The sequence below is a fragment of the Streptomyces sp. NPDC058697 genome (assembly GCF_042715345.1).
Taxonomy (GTDB): Bacteria; Actinomycetota; Actinomycetes; order Streptomycetales; family Streptomycetaceae; genus Streptomyces; species Streptomyces liliifuscus.
On sequence record NZ_JBHXSU010000031.1, the window covers coordinates 59,810 to 82,732 of the forward strand.

Below are 22,923 nucleotides of genomic sequence, written 5' to 3' on the forward strand. Positions count from 1 at the left end.
AGCGCCGCCTGCTTCATTTTTTAAAACCACACCCCATTAACCCAAAATGATGGCGCGTTCCCCCCCCCCCCTCACACCACCCCGCCCCCCCCCTGGGGGGGGGGCCCCACTTCTGTTCAGGGGTTTCTAGAACAGCAGGTTGTACTGGTTGAAGCCCGTTCCCAGGCTTGTGCGTGCTGCGAAGAGGTCGCTGGACGCCTTGTTCGTGCCTCGGTAGAGCCAGAGGGTGCCGCCGGAGTCGCGGGTCATGATGTCGGCCACGCCGTCGCCGGTCACGTCGCCGTTGGAGACGTACGAGGTGAAGTTCCAGCCGGTGCGGGCCTTGATGCGGGCCGACCAGGGGGTCTTCTCCTTGCCGGTGCCGCGGTAGAGCCAGAGGGTGCCGTCCGTGGAGCGGACGAGGAGGTCGGGCTTGCCGTCGCCGGAGAAGTCGCCGTGGCCGAAGATCTTCACGTTCTTCCAGGAACCGCTGACGACCTTGACCTTGCCGTAGAACTCGCCGTTGCCGCGCCCCGGGTAGAGGTAGACCGAGCCGTCGGCGTCCACCGCGAGCAGGTCCGGGCGGGCGTCGCCCGTCATGTCGCCGGGGATCGCGTACGACTTGTAGCCGCCCCAGACCGAACTGATCTGCATCCAGGTCCAGTCACCGGCGGCGTGGTCCATGTAGCTGCGGTACAGCTTGCCGTCGGTCTTGTCGCGGACGATCAGGTCCTGGTAGAAGTCCCGGTCCAGGTCCGCCTGGAGGACCCAGGTGGCGGTCTGCCAGCCGTTGCCCTGGTAGGCGCGCTGCGCGAGCGACGTGCCCTTGCTCTCCTGCTGGAAGAGGCCGCCCGAGGGCGTGCGGGCCAGCAGGTCGGCGCGGCCGTCGTACGTCAGGTCGGTGTCGTCGACGCGCGGCTGGGCCGCCCAGGCGTAGGAGCTGACCTTGGTGAAGACCGGGTAGGCGCCCTTGCCGGTGCAGCCCGCGACGCCCCAGGAGACGATGCCGACGATCTTGTTGCCGACGACCAGGGGGCCGCCCGAGTCACCGTTGCAGGGGCTGTTGGTGCCCTCGTCCACGCCGGTGGCGGGGGTGCCCGCGCAGGTCATCGAGCCCTCGATGAACTCGTCGCCGCCGAGGACCGCCTGCATGGCGCTGTTACAGGTGGAGTCGGCGACCAGCGGGAGGCTCGCCTTCTTCAGCTTCGTGGAGAGGGTGGCGTCGTCGGCGCCGGAGGTCAGGCCCCAGCCGTAGACGGTGGCCGCGGTGCCGGCCTTGTAGAGCGCGCTGTCGTCGGACGCGGCCAGCCGCAGCCACTGCTGCTCCAGCGGGCGGTCCAGGGTGAGCACCGCGATGTCGTTCTGGATGGTGGCTTCGTTGTAGCGGGGGTGGGTCCACTGGCGGTAGACGCCCGCGGGGGTGCCGGTGGCGTAGTCGTCGAGGTCGGTGGTGCCGGCCAGGACGGCGCCGTTGCTCACCCAGTCCAGGCCCGCGACGCAGTGGGCGGCCGTGAGGACCTTGTTGGGGGCGACGAGCGTGCCGCCGCAGAAGTAGCCGTCGCCGGTGACCGGGTCGGAGTAGCCGAGCTGGACCATCCAGGGGGCACTGGCGATGGTGGTCTCACCGCCGCCGATGATGAACGGCGACTTGCTGGGCGAGGCGTCGTCCGGGGTCTCGCCGGTGGCCTTCGCCGCCTCGACGATCCGGTCGCGCAGCTCCTTGGTGGAGGCGGCCGGCTTCGCGGGCTGCGAGAGGTTCGCGTCGGGCAGACCCCCGGTGGGGTCGTCCGCCGCTGTCGCGGGCTGCGCCGCGAGGACGCCGGCGCAACTCAGCGCCAGCGCGAGAGCGGCCGCGGGGAACGCCGTGGCGGGGCGTCTCCAACGGTCGCGCAGGGCACGTATCACTCAGGGCTCCTGAGGTGGTGGTGTGTCGTGAACCCACCAAGATTGCGCCCCTCGTTCCCCGTTGCACACGTTCTTCACAGTGGTCCGACAAGTATTCGTCCGCCGCTTCCCGCACATCACCGTGCCGCAACCCCCCGTTTCACCGATCTCAGCGGCCCCCGGCGGCTTTATATCGGGCATACGCGGTTCTGTCGGGCTTCTCAGGGAGCACTCAGGGAGCTCTCATGGTCGGGGTTCAGAGTCTGAGTCATGACCGAGAGCTTCCGCCGCAGCGGCGAGTACCCCCAGGGCGAACAGCAGCAGTCCGCGTACCCGCAGGGCGACGCGCAGCAGTCCGCGTACCCCCAGCAGCCGTACGCCTCCGCGCACCCCGCGAGCTCCTCCTCCGACTACTCCACCCCCTCCGCCTCCTCCGTGAACCCGGAGTGGCCGCCCCCGCCGGCGTACGGGCCGGCGCAGCAGGGCGCCGCTCCCACGGCTCTTCTCACCGAGCCCGTCTCCCCGGCTCCCGCTCCCCGTAAGCGCGCCAAGGGTCCGCTGGCGCTGCTGGCCGCCGTGGCGATAGCCGCCGCGGCCGTGGGCGGCGGTACCGCGTACGCCTTCCAGGAGCTGACCGGCAACGACACGGTGGCGAGCAGCAGCACCAGCACCAGCGTCGTGCCCACCAGTGAGAAGGGCACGGTCGCCGGGGTCGCCAAGGCGGTCAGCCCGAGCATCGTCGAGATCAGCGCCACCTCGAACGCCGGCCAGTCCACCGGTTCAGGCGTGGTCATCACCAGCGGCGGCGAGATCATCACCAACAACCACGTGATCTCGGGTGCCTCCGAGATCAAGGTGCAGCTGAGCAACGGCAAGTCGTACACCGCGAAGGTCGTCGGCACCGACAGCAAGAAGGACCTCGCGCTGATCAAGCTGGAGGACGCGCCGTCCGGTCTGACGGTCGCCACGCTCGGCGACTCCGCGGGCGTCAAGGTCGGCGACCAGGTCGTGGCGATCGGCTCCCCCGAGGGACTGACCGGCACGGTCACCAGCGGCATCGTCTCCGCCCTCAACCGTGACGTCACCGTCTCCACGGACGAGAGCCAGGGCCAGCAGCAGCAACAGCAGGGCGGCGGCAGCGGTCAGTGGCCGTTCGAGTTCGGCGGCCAGGAGTTCAACGGCGACACCGGCTCGTCCACGACCACGTACAAGGCCCTGCAGACCGACGCGTCCCTCAACCCGGGCAACTCCGGCGGCGCGCTGATCGACATGAACGGCAACATCATCGGCATCAACTCCGCGATGTACTCCGCCGCGGACGCCACCTCGTCGAGCGCCGGCAGCGTGGGCCTCGGCTTCGCCATCCCGATCAACACCGTCAAGGCCGACCTGGACACCCTGCGGGCCGGCGGCTCGGACAGCTGACCGTCCGCGCGCACCCCTGCGAATCACCCCCTCCGAATCACCCCCTCCGACTCACTCCCTTCGCACCGAGCCACCCGGAGTTCGTCATGAAGATCAGGAACGTCTCCCACACCCTCACGGGCGCCGACCCGGCCGCCTTCGCCCTGGCCCTCGAAGTGGCGTACGAGCTCCACGCGCCGGCGCCCCGCGCGCCCGAGGTGGCCCCCGCGGCCGCTCCGCGCGGCGCCCGCCGGGGTGCCGGCGCCCGTACCGGCCGAACCGTACGAGGCTGATCCCTGCCGGGCCCGCGCGCCCGGCAGGCGTTACGAGAACAGCCCTGAGCAGCCCTGAACCGCTCTGAACGTGCGAGGCTGAAAGCGCCCCGACCACGTCCCACCGCACCCGAGGAACTGACCGCGATGAGCCCCGCCGAAGGCGACCGTGAACCCCAGCGCATCCTGATCGTCGACGACGAGCCGGCCGTGCGCGAAGCACTCCAGCGCAGCCTCGCCTTCGAGGGTTACGACACCGAGGTCGCCGTCGACGGTGCGGACGCCCTGGAGAAGTCCACGGTGTACCAGCCCGACCTGGTCGTCCTCGACATCCAGATGCCGCGGATGGACGGCCTGACCGCCGCCCGCCGGATGCGCGGCGCGGGGACCACGACGCCGATCCTCATGCTGACCGCCCGCGACACGGTCGGCGACCGCGTCACCGGCCTCGACGCCGGCGCCGACGACTATCTGGTCAAGCCCTTCGAACTCGACGAACTCTTCGCCCGCGTACGGGCGTTGCTGCGCCGCAGCTCGTATGCGGCCGCGGCGGTCGGCGCCCCCGCGGACGACGCTCTCACCTTCGGCGACCTCCGCATGGACCTCGCCACGCGCGAGGTCACGCGGGGTGGCCGGGCGGTCGAGCTGACCCGCACGGAGTTCACCCTGCTGGAGATGTTCCTGGCCCACCCGCGCCAGGTCCTCACCCGCGAGCAGATCCTGAAGGCGGTGTGGGGCTTCGACTTCGAGCCGTCCTCCAACTCCCTTGATGTGTACGTGATGTACCTCCGCAGGAAGACCGAGGCGGGCGGCGAGCCGCGTCTTGTGCACACGGTGCGGGGTGTGGGGTATGTCCTGCGGTCGGGTGGGGCGGAGTGAAGAAGGTGGTTCGCCGGTTCCGCTCCCTGCCGATCCGGTCACGACTGGCGCTGCTCGTCGCGGCAGCGGTGGCGTTCGGAGTGGCGGCGGTTTCGGTCACCTGCTGGTTCATCGTGCAGGGGAAGCTGTACGAGCAGGTGGACAGGCAGGTCGACAGCGCGGGCTTCAGGCTGAAGGAGCAGGACATCACTGCCCTGTTGGCCGCCTGCCCGAAGTCCGTGACCCCGTCGTCCGACGCCATGCAGCCCAGGGACTACTACGTGCAGGTGGTGAAGTCGGACGGCAACTCCTGTGTCTTCCCCAGCTCCGCAGGAGTCGTGAAGCCCACGGCCCAGGACAAGGAGGTGGCGACGGACCCCGACCAGGGCGGCTCCTTCCACAACACCACGGACGAGGACGGCAACAACGTACGGGTACGAACTGTCCCCGTCCTCGTGGGCTTCGGCCCCACCACTGAGCCCTATCCCGACGTGGCCCTGTTGGTCGGCGTCTCGCTCAAGGACACCGAGAAGACCCTCAACGACCTCGCGCTCATCCTGCTCCTCGTGTCCGGCATCGGGGTCCTGGGCGCCGGGGCCGCAGGTCTGGCCGTGGCCCGGGCGGGTCTCCGTCCCGTCGACAAGCTCACCGACGCCGTCGAGCACGTGGCCCGCACCGAGGATCTCTCCATCCGCATCCCTGTGGAGGACGAGAGCGAGGACGAGATCGCCCGCCTCTCCCGTTCCTTCAACTCCATGACGGCCTCGCTGGCGAACTCCCGTGAGCTGCAGCAGCAGCTCATCGCCGACGCCGGTCACGAACTGCGAACGCCCCTCACCTCCCTCCGTACGAACATCGAGCTGCTCACCCGGAGCGAGGAGACGGGGCGGCCCATCCCCGAGGCGGACCGCAAGGCGCTGCTCGCGTCCGTGAAGGCGCAGATGACCGAACTGGCCGCGCTGATCGGGGACTTGCAGACGCTGTCGCGGTCGGACGCGGGGACGCCGGCGGACCGCGTACAGGTGGTGTCGTTGCAGGACACCGTGGAGGCGGCCCTGCGCAGGGCCCGTCTGCGCGGCCCGGAGCTGACGATCACGGCGAACGTGGACCCCTGGTTCGTACGGGCGGAGCCCTCCGCGCTGGAGCGGGCCATCGTGAACATCCTCGACAACGCGGTGAAGTTCAGCCCCGAGGGCGGCACGGTCGACGTCACCCTCAAGGACGGCGAACTGACCGTACGGGACCACGGCCCGGGCATCCCCGCCGACGAACTCCCGCACGTCTTCGACCGCTTCTGGCGCTCCCCGAGCGCACGCGCCCTCCCGGGCTCGGGCCTGGGCCTGTCCATCGTGGCCCGTACGGTCCAACAGGCGGGCGGCGACGTGGCGTTGAGCCCCGCCGAGGGCGGCGGCACGGTGGCGACGATCCGGTTGCCCGGCGCCCCGACACCGCCGCCCGCGCTGGACTGAGGCGGCCCGCTGAGGCCGGCCTCAGCCCGCCTGGGACGGGGTCTGCTTCATTCCGTCGACCACGGCACGGTTCTTGACGGCCATGGTGAAGTTCACCGTGCCGGGCTTGATCAGGACGCCCTCTTCCTTGTACTGCTTCACCTGGACATTGCGCGCGCCGAGGTAGACATGGGTCTTCTTGTCGAAGATCCACTCCTCGCGCTGCCCGCTGGTCTCGTCCAGCCGGGCCACCGCCACCCCGTGGCGGCCGGCGGCGTCCACCGCGTCGTCGACGACGACGACACCCGGGATCTTGGCGGCGGCCTCGAACAGCGCCGGGTAGAGCTCGGCCGGCGGGTAGCTCTCGGCGAGCAGGTCACCGATGGTGGTGAAGGCCTGCTGGTCGGGGGTGTTCCCCTGGCCCTTGGTCTCCTTGTAGATCTTGGCAAGGAGTGCGTCGGGGTCGGTGGTCAGCTTGTTCAGGTAGTCGTACGACGGGCTGCCCAGGTGCGCCTTCGGGGTGTTGCCCTGCTCGTCGGGCAGGCTCAGGGTCTCGCCCTCGGGGCTGTCGTTGACGGCGGGGTCGATCAGCCAGCCCTCGACGCCGTCCGGGGAGTCCCAGATCTGCCGGCGGTGCAGTTCGTGGCTGGCCAGGCTGGACTTGCCGTTGACGGTCTTCACGAAGGTGTCGGCCAGCACGGACTCGATGTAGATGTACTGGCCGGGCTTGACGGTCGGGTGGTCGCCCTCGGCCGCCGCCAGGGAGATCTGGTCGAGCAGCTGGGGCACGCCCTTCGTGGACGCGGTACCGACGTCGGTGGTCAGGGCCGGTCCGGTGGCGACACCGCTGTCCCGCAGCCCGCTTCCGTCGCCACCGACCGTCACCACTCCGGCGATGACCACCGCGGACAGGGCGGCCGCCATCGCGGGCAGGGTGATCGCGGGGCGCGGCAGCCGGAATCGCCGGGCCTTCTTGGGGGCCGCGGCGGCCATCCCCGTAGTCCCCGTACTCCCCATAGTCCCCGTCGTCGCCGTGCGCTCTTCCCGCTGGGCCTGCTCGTGGATCTGGGCCATCAGACGCTCCTTGTGGAACTGGTGGCGGCCCGTCGGCAGGTCACGCGCCGTCTGGGACAGGAGCTGTGCGTCCTGGTCCCACTCGGCAGGGTGCTGCCGGGACGTGTTCGCGTTCATCGGTTTCCTTCCTGTGCGGGCCGGATCGCATTTACGTGATCGCCTCTTGTCTGTCGTGCGGGGCCGGGGCCTTCCCGTTTTTCGCGAACTTTCTTGAACGCGATGCCGGCGACAGGACGACCCAACTCACCCTGGCCTACGGCAAGTTGGGGCACGGCGAGCTGGGCCTCGGCGATCGAGCGCAGCTTCTTGCGGGCGCGGGAGAGGCGGGAGGCGACCGTCCCGACGGGGATGCCGAGCGCCTCCGCCGCGGCCTCGTAGTCCAGGCCCTCCCCCAGGCAGAGCGTGATGACCTCGCGCTCCGGTCTGCGCAGACTCGCGAGCGCGGTGAGGGCCGTGGCGAGCCGGTGCCGGTCGTCGACGCGGTCGGCGACCTCCTCGGCGTGGTCGGGCACGGCGAGCTCGGCCGCCGCGGCGGCGTTCGCGGCGCGGCGGTAGCGCCGGTTGCTTCGGTACTGGTTGCGCGCCGTGTTCGTGGCGATGCCCAGCAGCCAGGGCCGCAGCGAGCCGCCCTCCGGGTCGACCCTGTCGCGCAGCTTCCACGCCTCCATGAAGGTCGCGGCCATCACGTCCTCGGCCGTCGACCAGTCCGCGGTCAGCCGGAACGCGTGGTTGTAGACCGCACGGGCGTACGCGTCGAAGAGTTCGGCGAAGGCGCTCGAATCCCCGGCCCGTATCCGGGTTCGCATATGAGTGGTCACCTCTGTGAGCTGTCCGGCGGGAGGGGTCGCCTTCCCGTGAGCTGCGTCACAGGGAAGGCAGGGCCCGGTTTGCCCGCGAGGCGAGGCCCGTGCGAGTCTCGGGCATCATCTCTCCGAAAGGCTGACCCTGATGCTCGGCATGGTTCCAGGTCTGGTCCTCGGCGACTTCTCCTCCCGCGCTTCGACGCGGGAGCGGTAGCCCTTCCTGCGAGACTGCCCGACCTACGAGCCCGTACCGCGATATCGCGAGGCGGGCCGTCTGCCACGCACGGCGGCTTCCCCACTTCCCCGGCTCCTCGTCGAAGTGCTCTTCGTGCCCACCGCACGTTCGAACACGAGGAGTACGTCGTGTCCACGACGCCCACGATCAACTGGTCCGAAGACCAGTCCGCCCGACCTGCCCGACCTGCCCGATCCGCCCACTGGCACTCGGAGAGCTGCGCTCCGCCTCCCCGCCGGGTCGTCGTCGCCGACGACAGCACGAAAGCCGCCACCGCATACCAACTGGCCTGCGAGGGAACGGCGTTGCTGTGGCAGGGCGACTTCCACAACGCACGCCAGCTGCTCCGGGCGATGGCCCGCCGCATCGACCGGAAAGCGAACCCCGCCCGCCCCGACGCCACCCCGGCCGAGTCCTTCCACCTCCACCGCCGGGCGCGCGGCCACCGCGCCCGCGTACTGGGCAGACTCCTGGTCCTCCTGGACGACGACCACTCCCTGACCCTGCGCCGGGCACCCGACGTACGCCAGGCATGCACCGAGGCGTACGGGCCACCGCGAGGCGAACGGGCGGTCTCCCTCACGGAGTTGCTGGGTGTCATCGGGGCACATCAGTGGCGCGAGAAGGGTGTGGAGGTACCGTCCCTCGGGGAGGGCGTCCGCATCCATCCCCACTACGGCGTGTTCTCCCCGGTCAGAGGCGAGTACATCGACCTGGTCGCACGGGCACCGCTGCCCGCGCACACGCGCACGGCGTTCGACCTCGGTACGGGAACGGGGGTGCTGGCCGCCGTACTGGCCCGCCGGGGCCTCTCCCACGTCGTGGCCACCGACATCGGCCCGCGCGCCCTGGTCTGCGCCCGCGAGAACGCGGCCCGGCTGGGCCTCGCCGCCCGCATCGAGGTGACCGGCCCCGCCCTCTACCCCGAGGGCCGCGCCGACCTGGTGGTATGCAACCCGCCCTGGCTCCCCGCCCGCCCGACCTCCACCGTCGAACAGGGTGTCTACGACCCGGACGGCACGATGCTCCACGGTTTCCTGAACGGCCTGGCCGGCCATCTCCACCCGGGCGGCGAGGGCTGGCTCGTCCTGTCCGACCTGGCGGAACACCTGGACCTGAGAACCCGCGAGGACCTGCTGACCGCCATCACCACGGCGGGCCTACACGTGACGGACCGCCTCGACACCATCCCCCACCACCCCCGGTCCCACGACACCACGGACCCACTCCACCAAGCCCGAACCGCCGAAGTCACGTCCCTGTGGCGCCTGACCCCCGACTGACGTCCACGAGGAAGTGGGCTCAGGGCAGCGCTCACTGCCAGAAGATCTCCTCCACCACGATCTGGGGATCTTCGGTTCGGCGAACGAAGCTGTACTTCAGCCAGCCGTTTTCGTCGTCGAAGAAGCAGACGTGGCGGCCCTTCGGATCAGTGGACCGGACCGGCACGACCCACATGCCCTCGGGAAGTCCGGCATCAGCATCGATGCCTCGGAAATACGGGTCCTTCGCCGTAACCAGTTCAGCGCGCGCTGCGAGGGCGATCTCTCGAACATGGTCGGGCAACGCCTCGAAGATGACGAGAGCATCGATCCGCCAGTCCGCTTGCCATGGCGGCCCCATGAACCCATCAGTCACTCGCCGGGCTCCAGTTCTCGGACCCGGTGGTGAATCTTCGCCGCCTCTTCGAGGAGGGCTTTGGCTTCGGCGATGTCTGTGCACTCGTACGCGGCTCGGTGTTCAAGATCGCGAACGTGCTCGTCCAGCTTTGAGTCGCGGGCGAGGGCGTACTCACCCCACCAGAGGGCCATGAACGCGGGCACCGGCCCGAGGTTGTAGGCGTCGGCGATCGCCCGCTTCCAGTGGGCGTCGAAATCTGGGAGAAGCTCGGGAGTGTGCTCGGCGATGGCCTCGCGCAACGCCTTCGGGGTCCGCTCGGGCATGGGGGGGATGGCCGGATCGGATTCCGAAGCGTGAGCAGTCATGGCCGATGCCCTCCTTCGACGTGCCCTGTCTACGTTTACGACCATAGCCGCGCTCACCGACGCCGCGCGGATTGTCCGCGCACCGGCGCCGAGGGACACAGCTGAGGGGCCGCCAAGGGGTTGGTGGTCGTGATCTCTGCCATGAAGCCACCGTGGCGGGACACACACGTTCGCGTCTCGGTTTCCCGCTCGATTCACCCGATGGCGTTCACGCCCGCCTCACGCTTGACGGGGGCGAGTCGCTCATCTTCCCGACTCACCCCCTCAGCCGACGAACAGCCGCCCCATGGATGCCCCACAGGCAATGCGCCTACTCTCACTTTCAATCAACGGGTGGCACGGGCGTGGAAGCGGCCGTGGCCAGGCACAGGTACAGGGAGAGCAGCCATGGGTGAAGAACTGCACGACCACGACAGGGGTCTCTCCTTCGACCTGCCCACGCTTCAGCGGCGGAAGATGATCCGGCTGCTGGCCGGTGTCGGCCTGGTGCCGCTGGTCGGGTGCAGCAGCGACGACTCGGACGGCTCGGCCTCCTCGGCCGCCCCCTCCGGCAGTTCGTCGTCGTCCGCCGCCTCCTCCGGGAGCGCTGAGTGCGAGACCATTCCCGGCGAGACGGCCGGCCCGTACCCCGGTGACGGCTCCAACGGGGTGAACGTACTGAAGGAGAGCGGTGTCGTCCGCAAGGACATCACCTCCAGCTTCGGGTCGGCGAGCGGCAAGGCGGAGGGTGTGCCGCTGACCGTCACCCTCACCGTCGTCGACGCCGCCTCGGGCTGCGGTACGCCCAAGGAGGGTGCCGCCGTCTATCTCTGGCACTGCGACCGGGACGGCAACTACTCCCTCTACTCCGAGGGCGTCACCGAGGAGAACTACCTGCGCGGCGTCCAGGAGACCGACGCCAAGGGGCAGGTCACGTTCACCAGCATCTTCCCCGCCTGCTACACGGGCCGCTGGCCCCACATCCACTTCGAGGTGTACGGCAGCCTGGAGGACGCGACCAACGCCACGTCCATCACGGCCACTTCGCAGCTCGCGTTCGCCAAGGACGTGTGCGACACCGTGTACGCGACGGACGGCTACGACCGCAGCGTCCAGAACATGAGCCAGCTCTCCCTGGAGACCGACAACATCTTCAGCGACGGCTACGACCAGCAGCTGGCGACGACGAAGGGCAGCGTCGAGAAGGGCTACACGGCCACGCTCACGGTGCCGGTGTAGGCGCGCCGGTGTAGGCGCGCCGCCCCCGCACGGGCCTCGCTGATTTTCTGAAGCATCTCTGATCCGGCCGCGATGTCCCCGTGACGTCCGGCCGGTTCGCTCTTCTCGGGCACCGCGGGCGGCAGCTTCACTTGCGAGTGGGGCTGGGAGAAGAGTCCGTCCTCCGACAAGCTCCTCCCCAACGGCACCAGGAACCCGGCAACCTTTCCGTGCGGGGCGGCGACCTACCTCGCCGGCCCGCACCCGTCCGGCTGGGGAGTGCGAGCCGAGAGCCGCTCCCCAGCCGGCGCCTCCCCCTCCCCCCAAGCCGTCCACGCCCTCAGGGGGACGGCTGCGGAAGCAGTCTCATCGTCGTCTCCGCGTCCGCGGGCATCGGCCCCGCGAGCCCCGCGTACACCCCGCCCCGCGCCATCAGTTCCTCGTGCGTGCCCTCCTCCACCAGCCGTCCGCCGTCCACGACGAGGATCCGGTCGGCGTCGGGGGCCAGCGTCAGATCATGGGTGATCATGACGGTCGTACGGCCGGAGACCAGGCGCCGCAGCGGCTGGACGACACGGCGGGCGGCGGGCCCGTCGAGCCCGGTGGTCGGTTCGTCGAGTACGAGGACGGGGGCGGCCCGCAGGATCGCGCGGGCGAGGGCGACGCGCTGGAGCTGGCCGCCGGAGAGGATGGCCGTACCGGGGGCGATCTCCGTGTCGTACGCGTCCGGCAGCGCGTCGATGAACGCGTGGGCGTCGGCGTCCCGCGCGGCCCGTTCGATCTCCTGCTCGCTCGCGCCCGGCCGCCCGCAGCCGATGTTCTCGCGGATCGTGCCGTGCAGGATCAGCGTCTCCTGCGGCAGCAGGGCGACGTTCTCGCGGAGGAACTCCAGGGGTACGTCCGTGAGCGGGACTCCGTCCAGGCAGATCACGCCCTCGGTGGGGTCGTAGAAGCGGGTCAGGAGCTTGGAGAGCGTCGACTTTCCGGCGCCGCTCGGGCCGGTGACGAGGACGAACTCGCCGGGTCGCGCGGTGAACGTCACGTTGTGCAGGGCGTCGCGCTCCGGCCCGCCCGGGTAGCGGAAGGAGGCGCCGTGGAAGCTGACCCAGCCGCGTACGGGCCAGGGCCGGACCGGTTCGGCGGGGTCGGTGACCGCGGGCTCGGCGTCCAGGATCTCCTGGAGCCGCTGGGCGCCGGCCGTCGCGGCGGTCAGTGTCAGACCGAGCTGGCCGAGGTCGCGGATCGGCGGGTAGAGGTAGCCGAGGAAGGCGGCGAAGGCGAGCAACTGGCCAAGGGACATGCGTCCTTGGGCGATCTCCCAGGCGCCGAGCCCGATGACCGCGAGCACGCACACCGTCTCGACGACCTCGACGAACTGCTCGTACAGCTCACTCGCGCGGGCGCCCCGCACACTGGCGCGCAGCCAGGCCCTGGCCTCACGGTCGAGGCGCTTCTCCTCGGCGCGGCGGCGGTTGTAGGCCTGGGTGAGCACGATGTTGCCCAGGGACTCCTCGACGACCGAGGTGATAGCGCCGTCGGCGGTGCGCTCGTCCTGGGCGGCGGTCCTGATGCGGCCGGCGAAGCGGCGGGCGGCGACGAGGAAGAGAGGAGCGAGAAGGAAGGTGACCAGGGCGAGGTCCCAGCGGAGCCAGAGGGCGGCGGCGGAGTAGAAGAGCGCCGAGAACACGGCGGAGACCGTTCCCACGACGCCCGACACGACCATCTGCTCGATGGCCTCGACGTCACCCGTGAGCCGTTCGACCAGATCGCCCTGCCGGTGCTTCTGGAAGAAGTGCGGCGGCAGGTCCTGGACATGCCGGAAGACGCTCGCGCGCAGCCGCAGGACGAATCTCTCGGCCGTCCAGACGGCGAGGGAGTTCCCGAGGTATCCGACGATCGCCCCGAGCACGGCGACGCCGAGCCAGGCCCCGGCCGGACCCCAGAAGGCAGCGAGCGAACCGGCTTTGAGCGCGTGGTCGGTCAGCTCCGCGAAGAGCAGGATCGAGGCCGTCTCCGCCAGTGCCGACACGATCACGCACGCGACGATCAGCAGCAGCCATCTGCGGTCGCCGCGCGTCAACGGCCAGAACCGCGCGAATGCCTCCCTGACTTCCCGCATGCCGTCACATTCCCTTTCCTGATTACCCGAGTCGCCGAGTCACTGAGTAGCTGAGTCACTGAGTAGCCGGTTCCCGTCGACGGATCCGGAAAATGGCCGAGGCGGGGTCTCCGGAACGAATCCGGAGACCCCGCCTCGCGGCAGTGGCTACTTCTTGCCCACCGGGCGACGCTGCGGCTTCTTGGCACCGGGCTTCGGCGCGGGCTTCGCGGCGTGCTTCTTCGGGGCGGCGGGCTTGCGGTTCTTCTTGACCGGGGTGATCTTGTGGAAGCTCATGAGACGTCCCTCTTTCCTCTGCGGTTTCTTCTACGGTTCTTCTGCGGTGTATTTCCCTTTGTCGTGAGCCCCGTTCGGCTTCGACATGGAAAACACTACGAGACCGCGGAAGCGAAAATCGCCAAATTCGCTGAGACCTCAATTAATTGCGGCTGAGATCGATTTTCAGGAACCCGCGGGAACCGAACCGCAATTCACACAGACTTTATTACGCCGCTCACCCGGAATTTATTTACCTCGCGGGCCGCCCGGCGGGCTACTTGCCGATCGCCAGTCCCTGCCCGGTGACCCGCACTCTGATCCCGTCCTTCTGCACGCGCACGTCCCGCAGGGTCAGTTCGCCCTTCGGGGGCTTCGGCAGGCGGAAGCCGATGGAGAGGCGGTCGACGAGGGCGGGGCGGGTCAGGCGGGAGAGCCCGTCGAGGAGGGCCAGGTCGAAGCCGAGGCGCTTGAGGAGCTCGGGGTTCGCCACGGCGAGGTCGATGAGGTTGACCTTCATCAGCTGACCGGCGAACCGGGGAGAGCCGGTGAACTCCTCGAACTTGGAGTCGTCGCTCAGCGCCTCCTCGACCGCGGAGTCCGGCACACCGATCCGCTTCGCGATCGACGGCACCGAAAGCAGCTCCTTGGCCTTCTTCTTCTCCTTCGCCAGGCGCGTGGCGGACTTGCGGGTCAGGTGCAGGCCCTGCGACTCGCGGGTGCCGGGACGGAAGGTGGCCAGGTCGCCGATGTCCAGGCGCATACCGCCGACCTCGGTCGAGATACCGCGCTCGCCGTCGCGCTCGATCCGCGCGTCGGCCCGCATCCGCAGGTCGTGCCCGGCGACGGGCAGCACCCCGCGCGCCCGCACCTCGTCGCCGCCGTGACCGGTGAACGTCATCTGGGACGCGCCGAGTTCACGGTTCAGGTCGTCGAAGGAGAGCAGCACCTCGCCGTTCAGCTCCGGGATCCGGACGCCGCGCAGGGAGGTGGGCCCGCCGTCGACCCGTACGCCCGTCGCGGTGGCGGAGACCTTCGCCAGGGAGACCCGGTCGGCCGCCACGTCCGGGACGGTGACGGACACGGAGTCGAGCCGCTGGTCGAGGATCTGGGTGACGAAGGGGAAGCCGTCGATCTCGACCTCGGGGGACGCGCTCAGCTTCAGCTGGTCCCGGACCTTCTCGGCCGCGGTGCGCTCGGCGTACAGGAGCGCCCAGCGGTCGCCGAGGGCGAGGAAGGCGGCGAGGACGAGCACCGCGATGACGGCCTTGACGGCGAGGGACAGTCCGGTGAAGGGACTTCGCCTGCGCCGGCGGGTGCGTCGGCGGGGGCGGGCCCCGGAGTCCCGGCGGTCGCGGGAGCCCCGGCGGTGGTTGGGCGGTGCCCACTCCGCCTCCTGTCCGGCCCCTTCGATCACGGCCGGCTCCTCCACCTGGAGGAAGTCCTCAAGGGGTCCGTCGTCGAGGGCGGCGAGATCCTCGTACGGGTTCGGAGGCGAGTGGGAATGCGCCGAGATGGGATGGGGGGTACGCATCGACTGATTCGACCATGCGTACCAACCCCACCCGCAACTCCAATAGGCCCTTTGCGATCTACCTCACGGACAGATCGCCGTTACCGGGTGGCTACTTCACGACGGTGATCCGGTCGGCCGCGGGCGGCGCGATCGGGTTCGTGGCGGAGGAGTTCGCCAGCAGGTACTTCTCCAGGGCGGCGAGGTCGTCGTCGCCCACCAGGTCGCCGGTGCCCTGACCCAGGGTGGTGAAACCGTCGCCGCCGCCCGCGAGGAAGCTGTTCGTCGCGACGCGGTAGGTGGCGGCCGGGTCGATCGCGGCACCGTTCAGCTTGACCGAGTCGGCGACGACACGGTCGGCGCCGGTCTTCGTCAGGTCGAGCGTGTAGGTGAGGCCCTTCGAGATCTGGAGCACCTTCGGCGAGGCGGTGTTCGTGCCGCTGACCTGCTCCTTCAGCACCTGGACGAGCTGGGCTCCGGTGAAGTTCTGCAGGTTCACGGTGTTGGCGAACGGCTGGACCGTGAAGCCCTCGGCGTAGGTCACCACGCCGTCGCCCTCGCCGCCCTTGGCCGCGTAGGTGAGGGGCGCCCGGATACCGCCCGGGTTCATCAGCGCGAGGTCGGTCTCGGGGTCCAGCTCCTTGCCGTACGCGAGCTGCGCGTCGGCGATCAGGTCGCCGATCGGGGACTCGGTGCCGGCGTTGGAGATGTCACCGGAGATGTAGCCGATGGGCTTGTTGCCGATCGGCGCGGCGAGCGTGTTCCACTTCGCGATCAGCTCGGTCATGTCCGCGGCCTTGGGCACGGTACGCGTGACCACGTGGTTCGCGGAGCCGACGGCGGTCCGGGCGATGTCGCCGGTCCAGCGGTCGTACGTGAGCGTCGTGTCGGTGTAGAGCCGCCCGAAGGACGCGGCCGAGGTGACCGTACGGGGCTTGCCCGACGGGTCGTTGATCGTGCACGCGTACGCGGCGTGGGTGTGGCCGGTGACCAGCGCGTCGACCTTCGGCGTGATGTTCTTGGCGATGTCCACAATGGGGCCGGATATGCCGTCGCCGCCACCGGGCGAGTCGCAGTCGTAGTTGTACGCCGCCGAGGCGGGCAGCCCGCCCTCGTGGATCAGCGCGACGACGGACTTGACGCCCTGCTTCTCCAGCTCCTTGGCGTACTTGTTGATCGTCTCGACCTCGTCCTTGAACTTGAGGCCCTTCACGCCCTCGGCGGAGACGACACCCGGGGTGTCCTCAAGGGTCACGCCGATGAAGCCGACCTTGACGCCGTTCTTCTTCCACACCCAGTAGGGCTTGAGGATCGGCTTCTTGGTCTTCTCGTCCAGGACGTTCGCCGCAAGGTACGGGAAGTCGGCGCCCTTGAACTTCTTGCCCTCCACGTAACAGCCGTCCGTGGGGTGGCAGCCGCCCTTCTGCAGACGGCCCAGCTCCTTGGCACCCTCGTCGAACTCGTGGTTGCCGACGCTCGACACATCGAGGTCGAGCTTGTTCAGCGCCTCGATGGTGGGCTCGTCGTGGAAAAGTCCGGAGATCAGCGGGGAGGCACCGACCATGTCGCCGCCGGCCGCCGTGACCGAGTACTTGTTGCCTTCGCGGGCCTGGCGCAAATGCGTCGCCAGGTACTCGACACCGCCCGCGTCGATCGTCTTGCTGGTGCCGTCCGGCTGGAGCTCGGTGACCCGGCCGGAGGAGCCGGCCGGCGGCTCCAGGTTGCCGTGCAGGTCGTTGAAGGAGAGCAGCTGGACGTCCTGGTAGCGGCCCGGCTTCTGGTGGCCGGGCTTCTTCTTGCCCGTCTCGCCCGCGGACGCCGGCATCGCGGCGACAAGGGCGCCGACGGTGGCGACGCCCGCGGCCGCCGCGAGGAAGCGGGTGGTCCGGCGTCTGCGTCGGTACGGATGAGGTGTGGCTGACATGTGCCCCCCTGTGGGTCGGCTGATATGTGGGCCCCGTCCCGGCGCAGCCTAGGGTCAACGCGCGTAGCGCGACAGGGGGTTCAGGGTTACGGACTGGTTGCCGCGCGGTGCGATTCGCCGCGAACCGGACAGCCGGCGGGCCGACGGCGTGCCCGCGGCGCACTGGACGCGCGCTCCCCTGCCGGGCCACTTCGCCATGAACCGGACACGTCGTACTCTCGTACTCATGACCAGCGAAGACACCGCACCGGCTGTCCCGGCCCGCTCCCTCGACATCCTGTCCGCGCTGAGCCCCGGGCAGACCGAGGCCGTGCTCGACCTCCTCGCCGAGGCCGCCCGGGCCGACGGACAGCAGGCCGTGTCCGAGCAGGGCCGGCTGCAGCTGCGCGGTGGCGCCCGGGAGGGCGTCCGGCATCTGCTGCTGACCTCCCAGGACCGGCTCGTCGGGTACGCGCAGCTGGAGGACACCGACCCGGTCGAGGCCCCGGCCGCCGAACTGGTCGTCCACCCGGCGCACCGCGGGCACGGGCACGGGCGGGCGCTCGGCAACGCGCTGCTCGCCGAGTCCGGCAAGCGGGTGCGTGTCTGGGCCCACGGCGGCCACTCCGCGGCCCGCCATCTCGCCCAGGTCCTCGGCCTCACGCTCTTCCGCGAACTGCGGCAGATGCGGCGGCCGTTGACGGACCTGGACCTGCCCGGCCCGAAGCTTCCCGACGGTGTGCACGTACGGACGTTCGTGCCCGGCCAGGACGACACGGCGTGGCTCGCCGCGAACGCCGCCGCCTTCGCGCACCACCCCGAGCAGGGTTCGCTCTCCCAGCGGGACCTCGACGACCGCAAGGGTGAGCCGTGGTTCGACCCGGCCGGGTTCTTTCTCGCCTTCCGGGACGAGGAGCTGATCGGGTTCCACTGGACGAAGGTCCATGCGGAGGAGGGGCTCGGCGAGGTGTACGTCGTGGGCGTACGGCCCGGGGCTCAGGGGGGTGGGCTCGGCAAGGCCCTCACCACGATCGGGCTTCGGTATCTGGAGGGGCGGGGGGTGCCGACGGCGATGTTGTATGTGGATGCGGACAACAAGGCGGCGGTGGCTGTTTATGAGCGGCTCGGGTTCGTCACGTACGAGGCGGATTTGATGTATCGGACGGAGTCCTGAAGGAGGGGGCTGCGGACCGATTCAGGCTTACGGCCGGTGGGGGCTTGTCGCGCAGTTCCCCGCGCCCCTAAAAGGGGCGAAGCCTCAGCCCAGCCCGTAGAGGTTCCACGCACGCCCTCGCTCCCACCGCCAGTGCCACCGTCAGCAGCATTGCCCAGCGTTCGTGGGTGTCGGTCCAGCGGGGGTCTTCCGGGGTCACCAGGAGGGCCCAGCTGTTGGGGAGGAGCAGGAAGGCGGCGGCCGCGGTGGACAGGAGCCAGGTCGACACCGCCACTCCCGGCTCGGTGACGGTCGAGCGCTGGATGACCAGGGCCGCCGCGGTGAGGGCGAACACGGCGGTGGCGATCGCCTCCAGGGTGAGGGCGCCGACCGGCGGCCGGGCCTCCTCGGGTACGAGGAACAGCGCGGCCGTCCAGCAGAGCGCGGCCCACGGGGCGGCGAGTGCCACACGCAGGCCGACGCGCAGCGGGCGCCTCACCGGCACCGCCGAGGTGATGTGCCGGGCCGGGTCGTCCAGCAGGAACGCCAGGCCGAGGGCGAGGGCGAGCGCGGCGCCCCGCAGCGCGAGGAGGCCGGTCCACGGGTCGGGGTCACCGGACAGCAGGCGCGGGACGGCGGCCAGCAGCAGCCCCGTGGCGCCGCCCGCCGCGAGCGCGCGCCAGGGCAGCGTGCGCAGTACGGGGGTCAGGAGGGCGCGTGTCGTGACGGTCATTCCTGGCACGAGCCACCGTCCGCTTCCGCGTCGGCCGCCGGCTTGTCCGCGGCCGGTACTCCGAGCAGTTCCGCCACCCGCGCCGTCGACGTCTTCGGCGAGGTGAGCTCCGTCCACTTGGCCTTCACCTTGCCGGCGACGCTGTAGCGGGGCTTCTTGAGCAGTTCCACCACGATCCGGGTCTGTTCGGCGCTCATGCTCATGGATTCCGTGGGGGACAGGACGATGGCGGAGCCCGAGACGCTGTCGTCGAGGCGGACGTTGCGGAGCGCTGTCATCGGGTCGGACTCTCCGCCCAGCGCCAGCCACATGATCGTCACCATGCGGGCGTCGCACACCGTGCTGCCCGCCTTCTCGTTCCCCGCCACCAGCACGGACGCGACGGCCGCGGCGAACTCGGGGACGCGGTTGCCGCCCCAGGCCGTGCCGACAGTCACCTGGCCGGGCGTGGTCGACGGGGAGATCAGGGTGTCGGACGTCAGTCCGTAGGTGGCGTCGATGCGCTGCCGTACGGTCAGCCGCTCGCCCCCGGCGGCACCGCCCGCGAGATTCTGGACCCGGTCGAGGACCTCGGCCCAGTCGGCGGTGCGGCCGCTCCACTCGGGGAAGGCGCAGTAGGTGGACCGGCCGTGCTTCAGACACCGCTGGACCTTCTCCGGAGCGTTGGTGGCCAGCTCGCGGGCCGGTGTCGACCCGGCCGGAGTGCCCCCGGACTGGCCGACAGCGCCCACCAGCGTGAGGGCGAGCGATCCGGCGACGGCCACCTTGACGACCGTCGTACGCCCGCCGCTGACCAGCACCGCGACCAGGGCCACGAGCAGGACGAGCCCGACGAGGTACAGGACGTGCCAGCCGGCGGGGCGGCCCAGCAGGTCGGAGGGGAACGGGGAGGAGCCGCTCTCGGTGACGACCGGACCCAGCCAGCTCGTCCAGTCGGCGCTGGACGAGGGTGCCACGAAGAGCATCCCGAAGACCAGGAGGACGAGGATGACCGGCGCGGCGAAGACCGAGCGGAACAGGCGGGCGAGGAGGACACCGAGCGCGCCGAACAGCAGGACCGTCAGCGGGCCGACGGCGAGTTCGGCGGGCGAACCGTGTCCGACCGCGCCGGGCTTGAGCGCGGCCCAGGTGAACTGGACGAGGACGCACACCGCCGTGAACAGGACGGCCGGGACGATCGACAGCGCGTGGGCGATCGTGCGCCGCCACGGCTCGACCACCAGCACGTCGAAGTGGCGGTCCGTGTCGCGCCGGTGGGAGCGTACGACCGCGCGGTTGACGCCCAGCATGACGGCGAGCCCGATCAGTAGCGGCATGCCCGGGGTGGCCCGGTCGACGTCCTGGAGTATCGGATAGTCGCCCTGGCGCTGCGTGGTGTCCCACACGATCCAGGCGACGTACAGGATCGAGAGGCCGAAGAGGGGGATGGTCAGGCGCAGCTCGCGCGCCTCGAAGCGGGCGAGGGCGAACACGGCGGCCCAGGAGCGTGGCGGGTGCGCCGGTTCGACGGCCCGGACGGGTGTCTCGAGAACGGTGCTCATGCGGCCGCCACCTCCGAGGCCTCGCCGTCGAGGGTGAGCAAGTAGCCGTCCTCCAGGGTCGGTTCGACGAGGTCGGCGCCCGCGGGGGGCTCGCCGACGTTGCGGAAGGAGCCGGTGCCGGTGCGCCATCCGGCCCAGGCGCCCGGGTCGCGTTCGGTGCTGCTCCACACCCGGCCCGCCGCCCGTGCGGTCAGCTCGGCCGGGGTGCCCTCGAAGCGGACGCGGCCGCGGACCATGACGATCACGCGGTGGCAGAGCATCGCGACGTCCTCGGTCTGGTGGGTGGAGAGCAGCACGGTCCGCCCCTCCCCCGCCCGGGCGATCAACTCGCGGAAACGCATGCGCTGTTCGGGGTCGAGGCCGACGGTCGGCTCGTCGAGGACCAGGAAACCGGGGTCGCCGACGAGGGCGGCGGCCAGCGCGACCCGCTGGCGCATCCCGCCGGAGAGCTTCTTGATGCGCTTGCCCCGTACGTCGGACAGCGCGACGTCGTCCAGGATCCGCCGCACCTCGCGGTGGCGGGCGGTGCGGTCCGTCAGCTCCTTGAGGATCGCCACGTAGTCGACGAACTCGAAGGCCGTGAAGTCCGGGTGGAAGCCGGGCGCCTGCGGCAGATAGCCCAGCGCGCGCCGCACCTCCTGCCGTCCGGCGGTCGTGCCCGGGTCGTTGCCGAGCACCGTGAACGCCCCCTTGTCCGGGGGTACGGCGGTGGCCAGGACCCGCAACAGGGTGGTCTTTCCGGCCCCGTTGGGACCGAGCAGCCCGGTGACGCCCTCGCCGAGCCGCACCGACACGTCGTCGAGCGCGGCCGTGCCGCCGTAGCGGAGGGTCAGCCCGGAGGCGGACACCGTCGGCGTCGTAGGAAGGTCAGACATGCGTGACTCCTGTGGAAGAGACCGGAAGCAGAAGGAGGGGAGGGAGAGCGGTGGCCCTCACCCGTCGCCCCCGTCGGAGGAAGAAGAGGAGGAACCGCGGTTGCCGGAGCTCTTCGGGAGCAGGACGGCGATGAAGTGGAGGACCCGCAGGACGACCGAAGCGGTCATCAGCAGGCCTGCCTTGAGCAGCTTGAGCCTCCTGCGCGTGGCGTCGGACATCACGCGGTGCCTCCGTCCGAGTAGCCCGCGAACGGTGTGTGCGCGGAGGTCGAGTCGAAGCGGTCGCGGCCGAGGTAGAAGAGCCCGGCGGCGAGTGCGGCGACCGCGGCCGCGATGCCCTGCCCCGCCGCCGTGTAGGGCGCGAGGGTCTCCTCGGTCGTCTGCCGCGCGATCACCAGCAGGGCGACCCATGTTCCGCCGACCAGACCGGGCGCGAGGACCGGGCCCAGCCGGGGCGTCAGCGCGAGCCCGGTCGCGGTGAGCGCGAGCGCGGGCAGCAGCCAGGCCAGGGCCCGCAGTCCGTACGAGGGAAGCGCGAGCGTGGCAAGGCCGTTGAGGACGAGCGCGACGGCCAGCACGGGAACCGTGCGGATCAGCAGCAGCCGGAACCCGTGCATCGGCGACACCACGGCCATCTCGTACGTCGGGTCGAGCACCGGCCCGTACGACAGCGCGACCCCGGCCAGGGGCAGCAGCGGGGCGAGGGCGAGGAACATCGCCGGGGACTCGGGCGTCCGGGCGGCGTTGGCGACGATCACCGTGATGACCAGTACGGCGACGACCGCGCCCAGCCAGGACCGGCGCAGCACCGGTGTCGCGGCGAGCAGGCGGGCGGTGTGGTCGGCCACGCCCATCCGGACGAGCAGCGACTCCAGGAACCCCGGCCGCGGTACGTCCAGTTCGGCGTCGAGGCGCTCCCATCCCGCGTCCAGGGCGACCGGGTCGCCCACCTCGGCGAGCTGGGCCCGGCACCGTGCACAGGCGAGGAGGTGGGTGTCGGCCGACCAGAGCATCGGCGCCGCCAACTCGCCCCGTGCGTACGCCCGGAGGTCGTCCTCCGCGACGTGCCAGGTCATGCCGTCCGCGTCACCCGTACCGTTCGTGCCGTTCGTGTCGCTGCTCATGCCAACTCCTCCCGCAGCTGCTTGCGGGCCCGAAGGGCCCGTGTCTTGACCGTCCCCGGCGGGATGCCGAGCAGGACGGACGCCTCCCTGGTGGTCAGCCCGTCGATGACGGTGGCCTGGAGGACCGCCCGCAGCTCCGGCGACAGCCGGACCAGGGCGCCCGCGAGGTCCCCGTGCTCCACCCCCGCGAGCACGCGCTCCTCCGCGGACGCCTCGTCCCGGTGCCGCAGCCGCGCGAGCGCCTGACGCAGCCGGCCGCGCGCGCCGTCGCCCCGCAGCGCGTCGATCAGCCGCCGCGATCCGACGCGCCACAGCCAGCCGGCCACGTCGCCCTCCTCGCGGTAGCGGGCACTGCCGCGCCACACCGCGAGGAACGTCTCCTGTACGACGTCGTCGACGATCCCGGCGTCCGCGCACCGGCCGCGCAGCCGTGCTCCGAGCCACGGCGCGTACCGCCGGTACAGCTCTTCGAAGGCGCGCCGGTCACTGTCCGCCGCGATGGCCCGCAGCAGATCCCCGTCGCTTCTCGTTTCCCTCACACCCCCTCATCGCACGAGCCCCACCGATC

General features: G+C 70.5%; 22 protein-coding genes. 7 read left to right on the forward strand and 15 right to left on the reverse strand.

Annotated elements, in window-relative coordinates; genetic code table 11:
- Positions 1-126 precede the first annotated feature (126 nt).
- Positions 127-1,884 (reverse strand): trypsin-like serine protease, encoded by a 1,758-nt coding sequence (locus ACFWXQ_RS41385; RefSeq protein ID WP_386270304.1) that lies wholly within the window; start codon positions 1,882-1,884, stop codon positions 127-129.
- A gap of 249 nt (positions 1,885-2,133) precedes the next feature.
- Here ACFWXQ_RS41385 and ACFWXQ_RS41390 point away from each other — a divergent pair, with 249 nt between their 5' ends.
- From ACFWXQ_RS41390 to ACFWXQ_RS41405, 4 genes are all read left to right on the forward strand, one after another.
- Positions 2,134-3,288 carry a trypsin-like peptidase domain-containing protein gene (locus ACFWXQ_RS41390; protein ID WP_383944257.1) on the forward strand — a complete coding sequence of 385 codons (1,155 nt, stop codon included), beginning with the start codon at positions 2,134-2,136 and terminating at the stop codon, positions 3,286-3,288.
- 86 nt (positions 3,289-3,374) lie between these two features.
- Positions 3,375-3,560, forward strand: coding sequence for a hypothetical protein (locus ACFWXQ_RS41395; protein WP_383944254.1), 186 nt, complete (start codon positions 3,375-3,377; stop codon positions 3,558-3,560).
- A 126-nt stretch (positions 3,561-3,686) separates the two neighbouring features.
- A complete protein-coding gene (locus ACFWXQ_RS41400) occupies positions 3,687-4,418 on the forward strand; it encodes a response regulator transcription factor (protein WP_200396773.1) in 732 nt (243 codons plus the stop codon).
- On the forward strand, positions 4,415-5,866 hold the full coding sequence (locus ACFWXQ_RS41405) for an ATP-binding protein (protein WP_383944251.1): 1,452 nt from the start codon (positions 4,415-4,417) through the stop codon (positions 5,864-5,866). The genes ACFWXQ_RS41400 and ACFWXQ_RS41405 overlap by 4 nt, the downstream gene beginning before the upstream one ends.
- Before the next feature lie 21 nt (positions 5,867-5,887).
- On the opposite strand, the gene ACFWXQ_RS41410 is transcribed toward ACFWXQ_RS41405, so the two are convergent.
- Both ACFWXQ_RS41410 and ACFWXQ_RS41415 read right to left on the reverse strand, forming a co-directional pair.
- Entirely contained in the window at positions 5,888-7,036 is a 1,149-nt protein-coding gene (locus tag ACFWXQ_RS41410) for a CU044_5270 family protein (RefSeq protein WP_383944248.1), read from the reverse strand.
- A complete protein-coding gene (locus ACFWXQ_RS41415) occupies positions 7,033-7,725 on the reverse strand; it encodes an RNA polymerase sigma factor (protein ID WP_383944246.1) in 693 nt (230 codons plus the stop codon). Before ACFWXQ_RS41415 ends, ACFWXQ_RS41410 begins: the two co-directional genes overlap by 4 nt.
- Before the next feature lie 360 nt (positions 7,726-8,085).
- On the opposite strand from ACFWXQ_RS41415, the gene ACFWXQ_RS41420 reads away from it, so the two are divergent.
- Complete coding sequence (locus tag ACFWXQ_RS41420) at positions 8,086-9,240, forward strand: methyltransferase (protein WP_383944243.1); 1,155 nt, start codon at positions 8,086-8,088, stop codon at positions 9,238-9,240.
- Positions 9,241-9,271: 31 nt separating this feature from the next.
- Here ACFWXQ_RS41420 and ACFWXQ_RS41425 read toward each other — a convergent pair whose 3' ends face one another.
- Entirely contained in the window at positions 9,272-9,595 is a 324-nt protein-coding gene (locus ACFWXQ_RS41425; RefSeq protein WP_383944241.1) for a hypothetical protein, read from the reverse strand.
- Positions 9,592-9,942: a DUF6247 family protein gene (locus ACFWXQ_RS41430; protein WP_383944238.1), complete on the reverse strand. Its 351-nt coding sequence runs from the start codon at positions 9,940-9,942 to the stop codon at positions 9,592-9,594. Before ACFWXQ_RS41430 ends, ACFWXQ_RS41425 begins: the two co-directional genes overlap by 4 nt.
- A gap of 387 nt (positions 9,943-10,329) precedes the next feature.
- On the opposite strand from ACFWXQ_RS41430, the gene ACFWXQ_RS41435 reads away from it, so the two are divergent.
- A complete protein-coding gene (locus ACFWXQ_RS41435) occupies positions 10,330-11,160 on the forward strand; it encodes an intradiol ring-cleavage dioxygenase (protein ID WP_383944236.1) in 831 nt (276 codons plus the stop codon).
- 319 nt (positions 11,161-11,479) lie between these two features.
- Here the strand turns inward: ACFWXQ_RS41435 and ACFWXQ_RS41440 are convergent, their stop codons facing one another.
- The 4 genes from ACFWXQ_RS41440 to ACFWXQ_RS41455 all read right to left on the reverse strand — a co-directional run bounded on the left by ACFWXQ_RS41440 (position 11,480) and on the right by ACFWXQ_RS41455 (position 16,950).
- Positions 11,480-13,258, reverse strand: coding sequence for an ABC transporter ATP-binding protein (locus ACFWXQ_RS41440; RefSeq protein ID WP_383944233.1), 1,779 nt, complete (start codon positions 13,256-13,258; stop codon positions 11,480-11,482).
- A 147-nt stretch (positions 13,259-13,405) separates the two neighbouring features.
- On the reverse strand, positions 13,406-13,534 hold the full coding sequence (locus ACFWXQ_RS41445; RefSeq protein ID WP_257678082.1) for a hypothetical protein: 129 nt from the start codon (positions 13,532-13,534) through the stop codon (positions 13,406-13,408).
- A 256-nt stretch (positions 13,535-13,790) separates the two neighbouring features.
- A complete protein-coding gene (locus tag ACFWXQ_RS41450) occupies positions 13,791-15,047 on the reverse strand; it encodes a DUF2993 domain-containing protein (protein WP_383944230.1) in 1,257 nt (418 codons plus the stop codon).
- Positions 15,048-15,138: 91 nt separating this feature from the next.
- A complete protein-coding gene (locus ACFWXQ_RS41455; RefSeq protein WP_383944227.1) occupies positions 15,139-16,950 on the reverse strand; it encodes a bifunctional metallophosphatase/5'-nucleotidase in 1,812 nt (603 codons plus the stop codon).
- Positions 16,951-17,176: 226 nt separating this feature from the next.
- Here ACFWXQ_RS41455 and mshD point away from each other — a divergent pair, with 226 nt between their 5' ends.
- A complete protein-coding gene (gene mshD / locus ACFWXQ_RS41460) occupies positions 17,177-18,103 on the forward strand; it encodes a mycothiol synthase (RefSeq protein WP_383944224.1) in 927 nt (308 codons plus the stop codon).
- A gap of 67 nt (positions 18,104-18,170) precedes the next feature.
- On the opposite strand, the gene ACFWXQ_RS41465 is transcribed toward mshD, so the two are convergent.
- Genes ACFWXQ_RS41465 through ACFWXQ_RS41490 form a run of 6 tightly spaced genes read right to left on the reverse strand, consistent with a single transcriptional unit; the run spans position 18,171 to position 22,894 of the window.
- The gene (locus ACFWXQ_RS41465) at positions 18,171-18,815 is read right to left on the reverse strand and encodes an ABC transporter (protein ID WP_383944221.1); all 645 of its coding nucleotides are present in this window, start codon (positions 18,813-18,815) and stop codon (positions 18,171-18,173) included.
- Complete coding sequence (locus ACFWXQ_RS41470) at positions 18,812-20,356, reverse strand: ABC transporter permease (protein WP_383944219.1); 1,545 nt, start codon at positions 20,354-20,356, stop codon at positions 18,812-18,814. The genes ACFWXQ_RS41465 and ACFWXQ_RS41470 overlap by 4 nt, the downstream gene beginning before the upstream one ends.
- Complete coding sequence (locus ACFWXQ_RS41475) at positions 20,353-21,231, reverse strand: ABC transporter ATP-binding protein (protein ID WP_383944216.1); 879 nt, start codon at positions 21,229-21,231, stop codon at positions 20,353-20,355. Before ACFWXQ_RS41475 ends, ACFWXQ_RS41470 begins: the two co-directional genes overlap by 4 nt.
- 57 nt (positions 21,232-21,288) lie before the next feature.
- Positions 21,289-21,450 carry a hypothetical protein gene (locus ACFWXQ_RS41480; RefSeq protein ID WP_383944214.1) on the reverse strand — a complete coding sequence of 54 codons (162 nt, stop codon included), beginning with the start codon at positions 21,448-21,450 and terminating at the stop codon, positions 21,289-21,291.
- A complete protein-coding gene (locus ACFWXQ_RS41485) occupies positions 21,450-22,307 on the reverse strand; it encodes a zf-HC2 domain-containing protein (protein WP_383944262.1) in 858 nt (285 codons plus the stop codon). The genes ACFWXQ_RS41480 and ACFWXQ_RS41485 overlap by 1 nt, the downstream gene beginning before the upstream one ends.
- Positions 22,308-22,351: 44 nt before the next feature.
- Positions 22,352-22,894 (reverse strand): RNA polymerase sigma factor, encoded by a 543-nt coding sequence (locus ACFWXQ_RS41490; RefSeq protein WP_383944210.1) that lies wholly within the window; start codon positions 22,892-22,894, stop codon positions 22,352-22,354.
- Positions 22,895-22,923 lie beyond the last annotated feature (29 nt).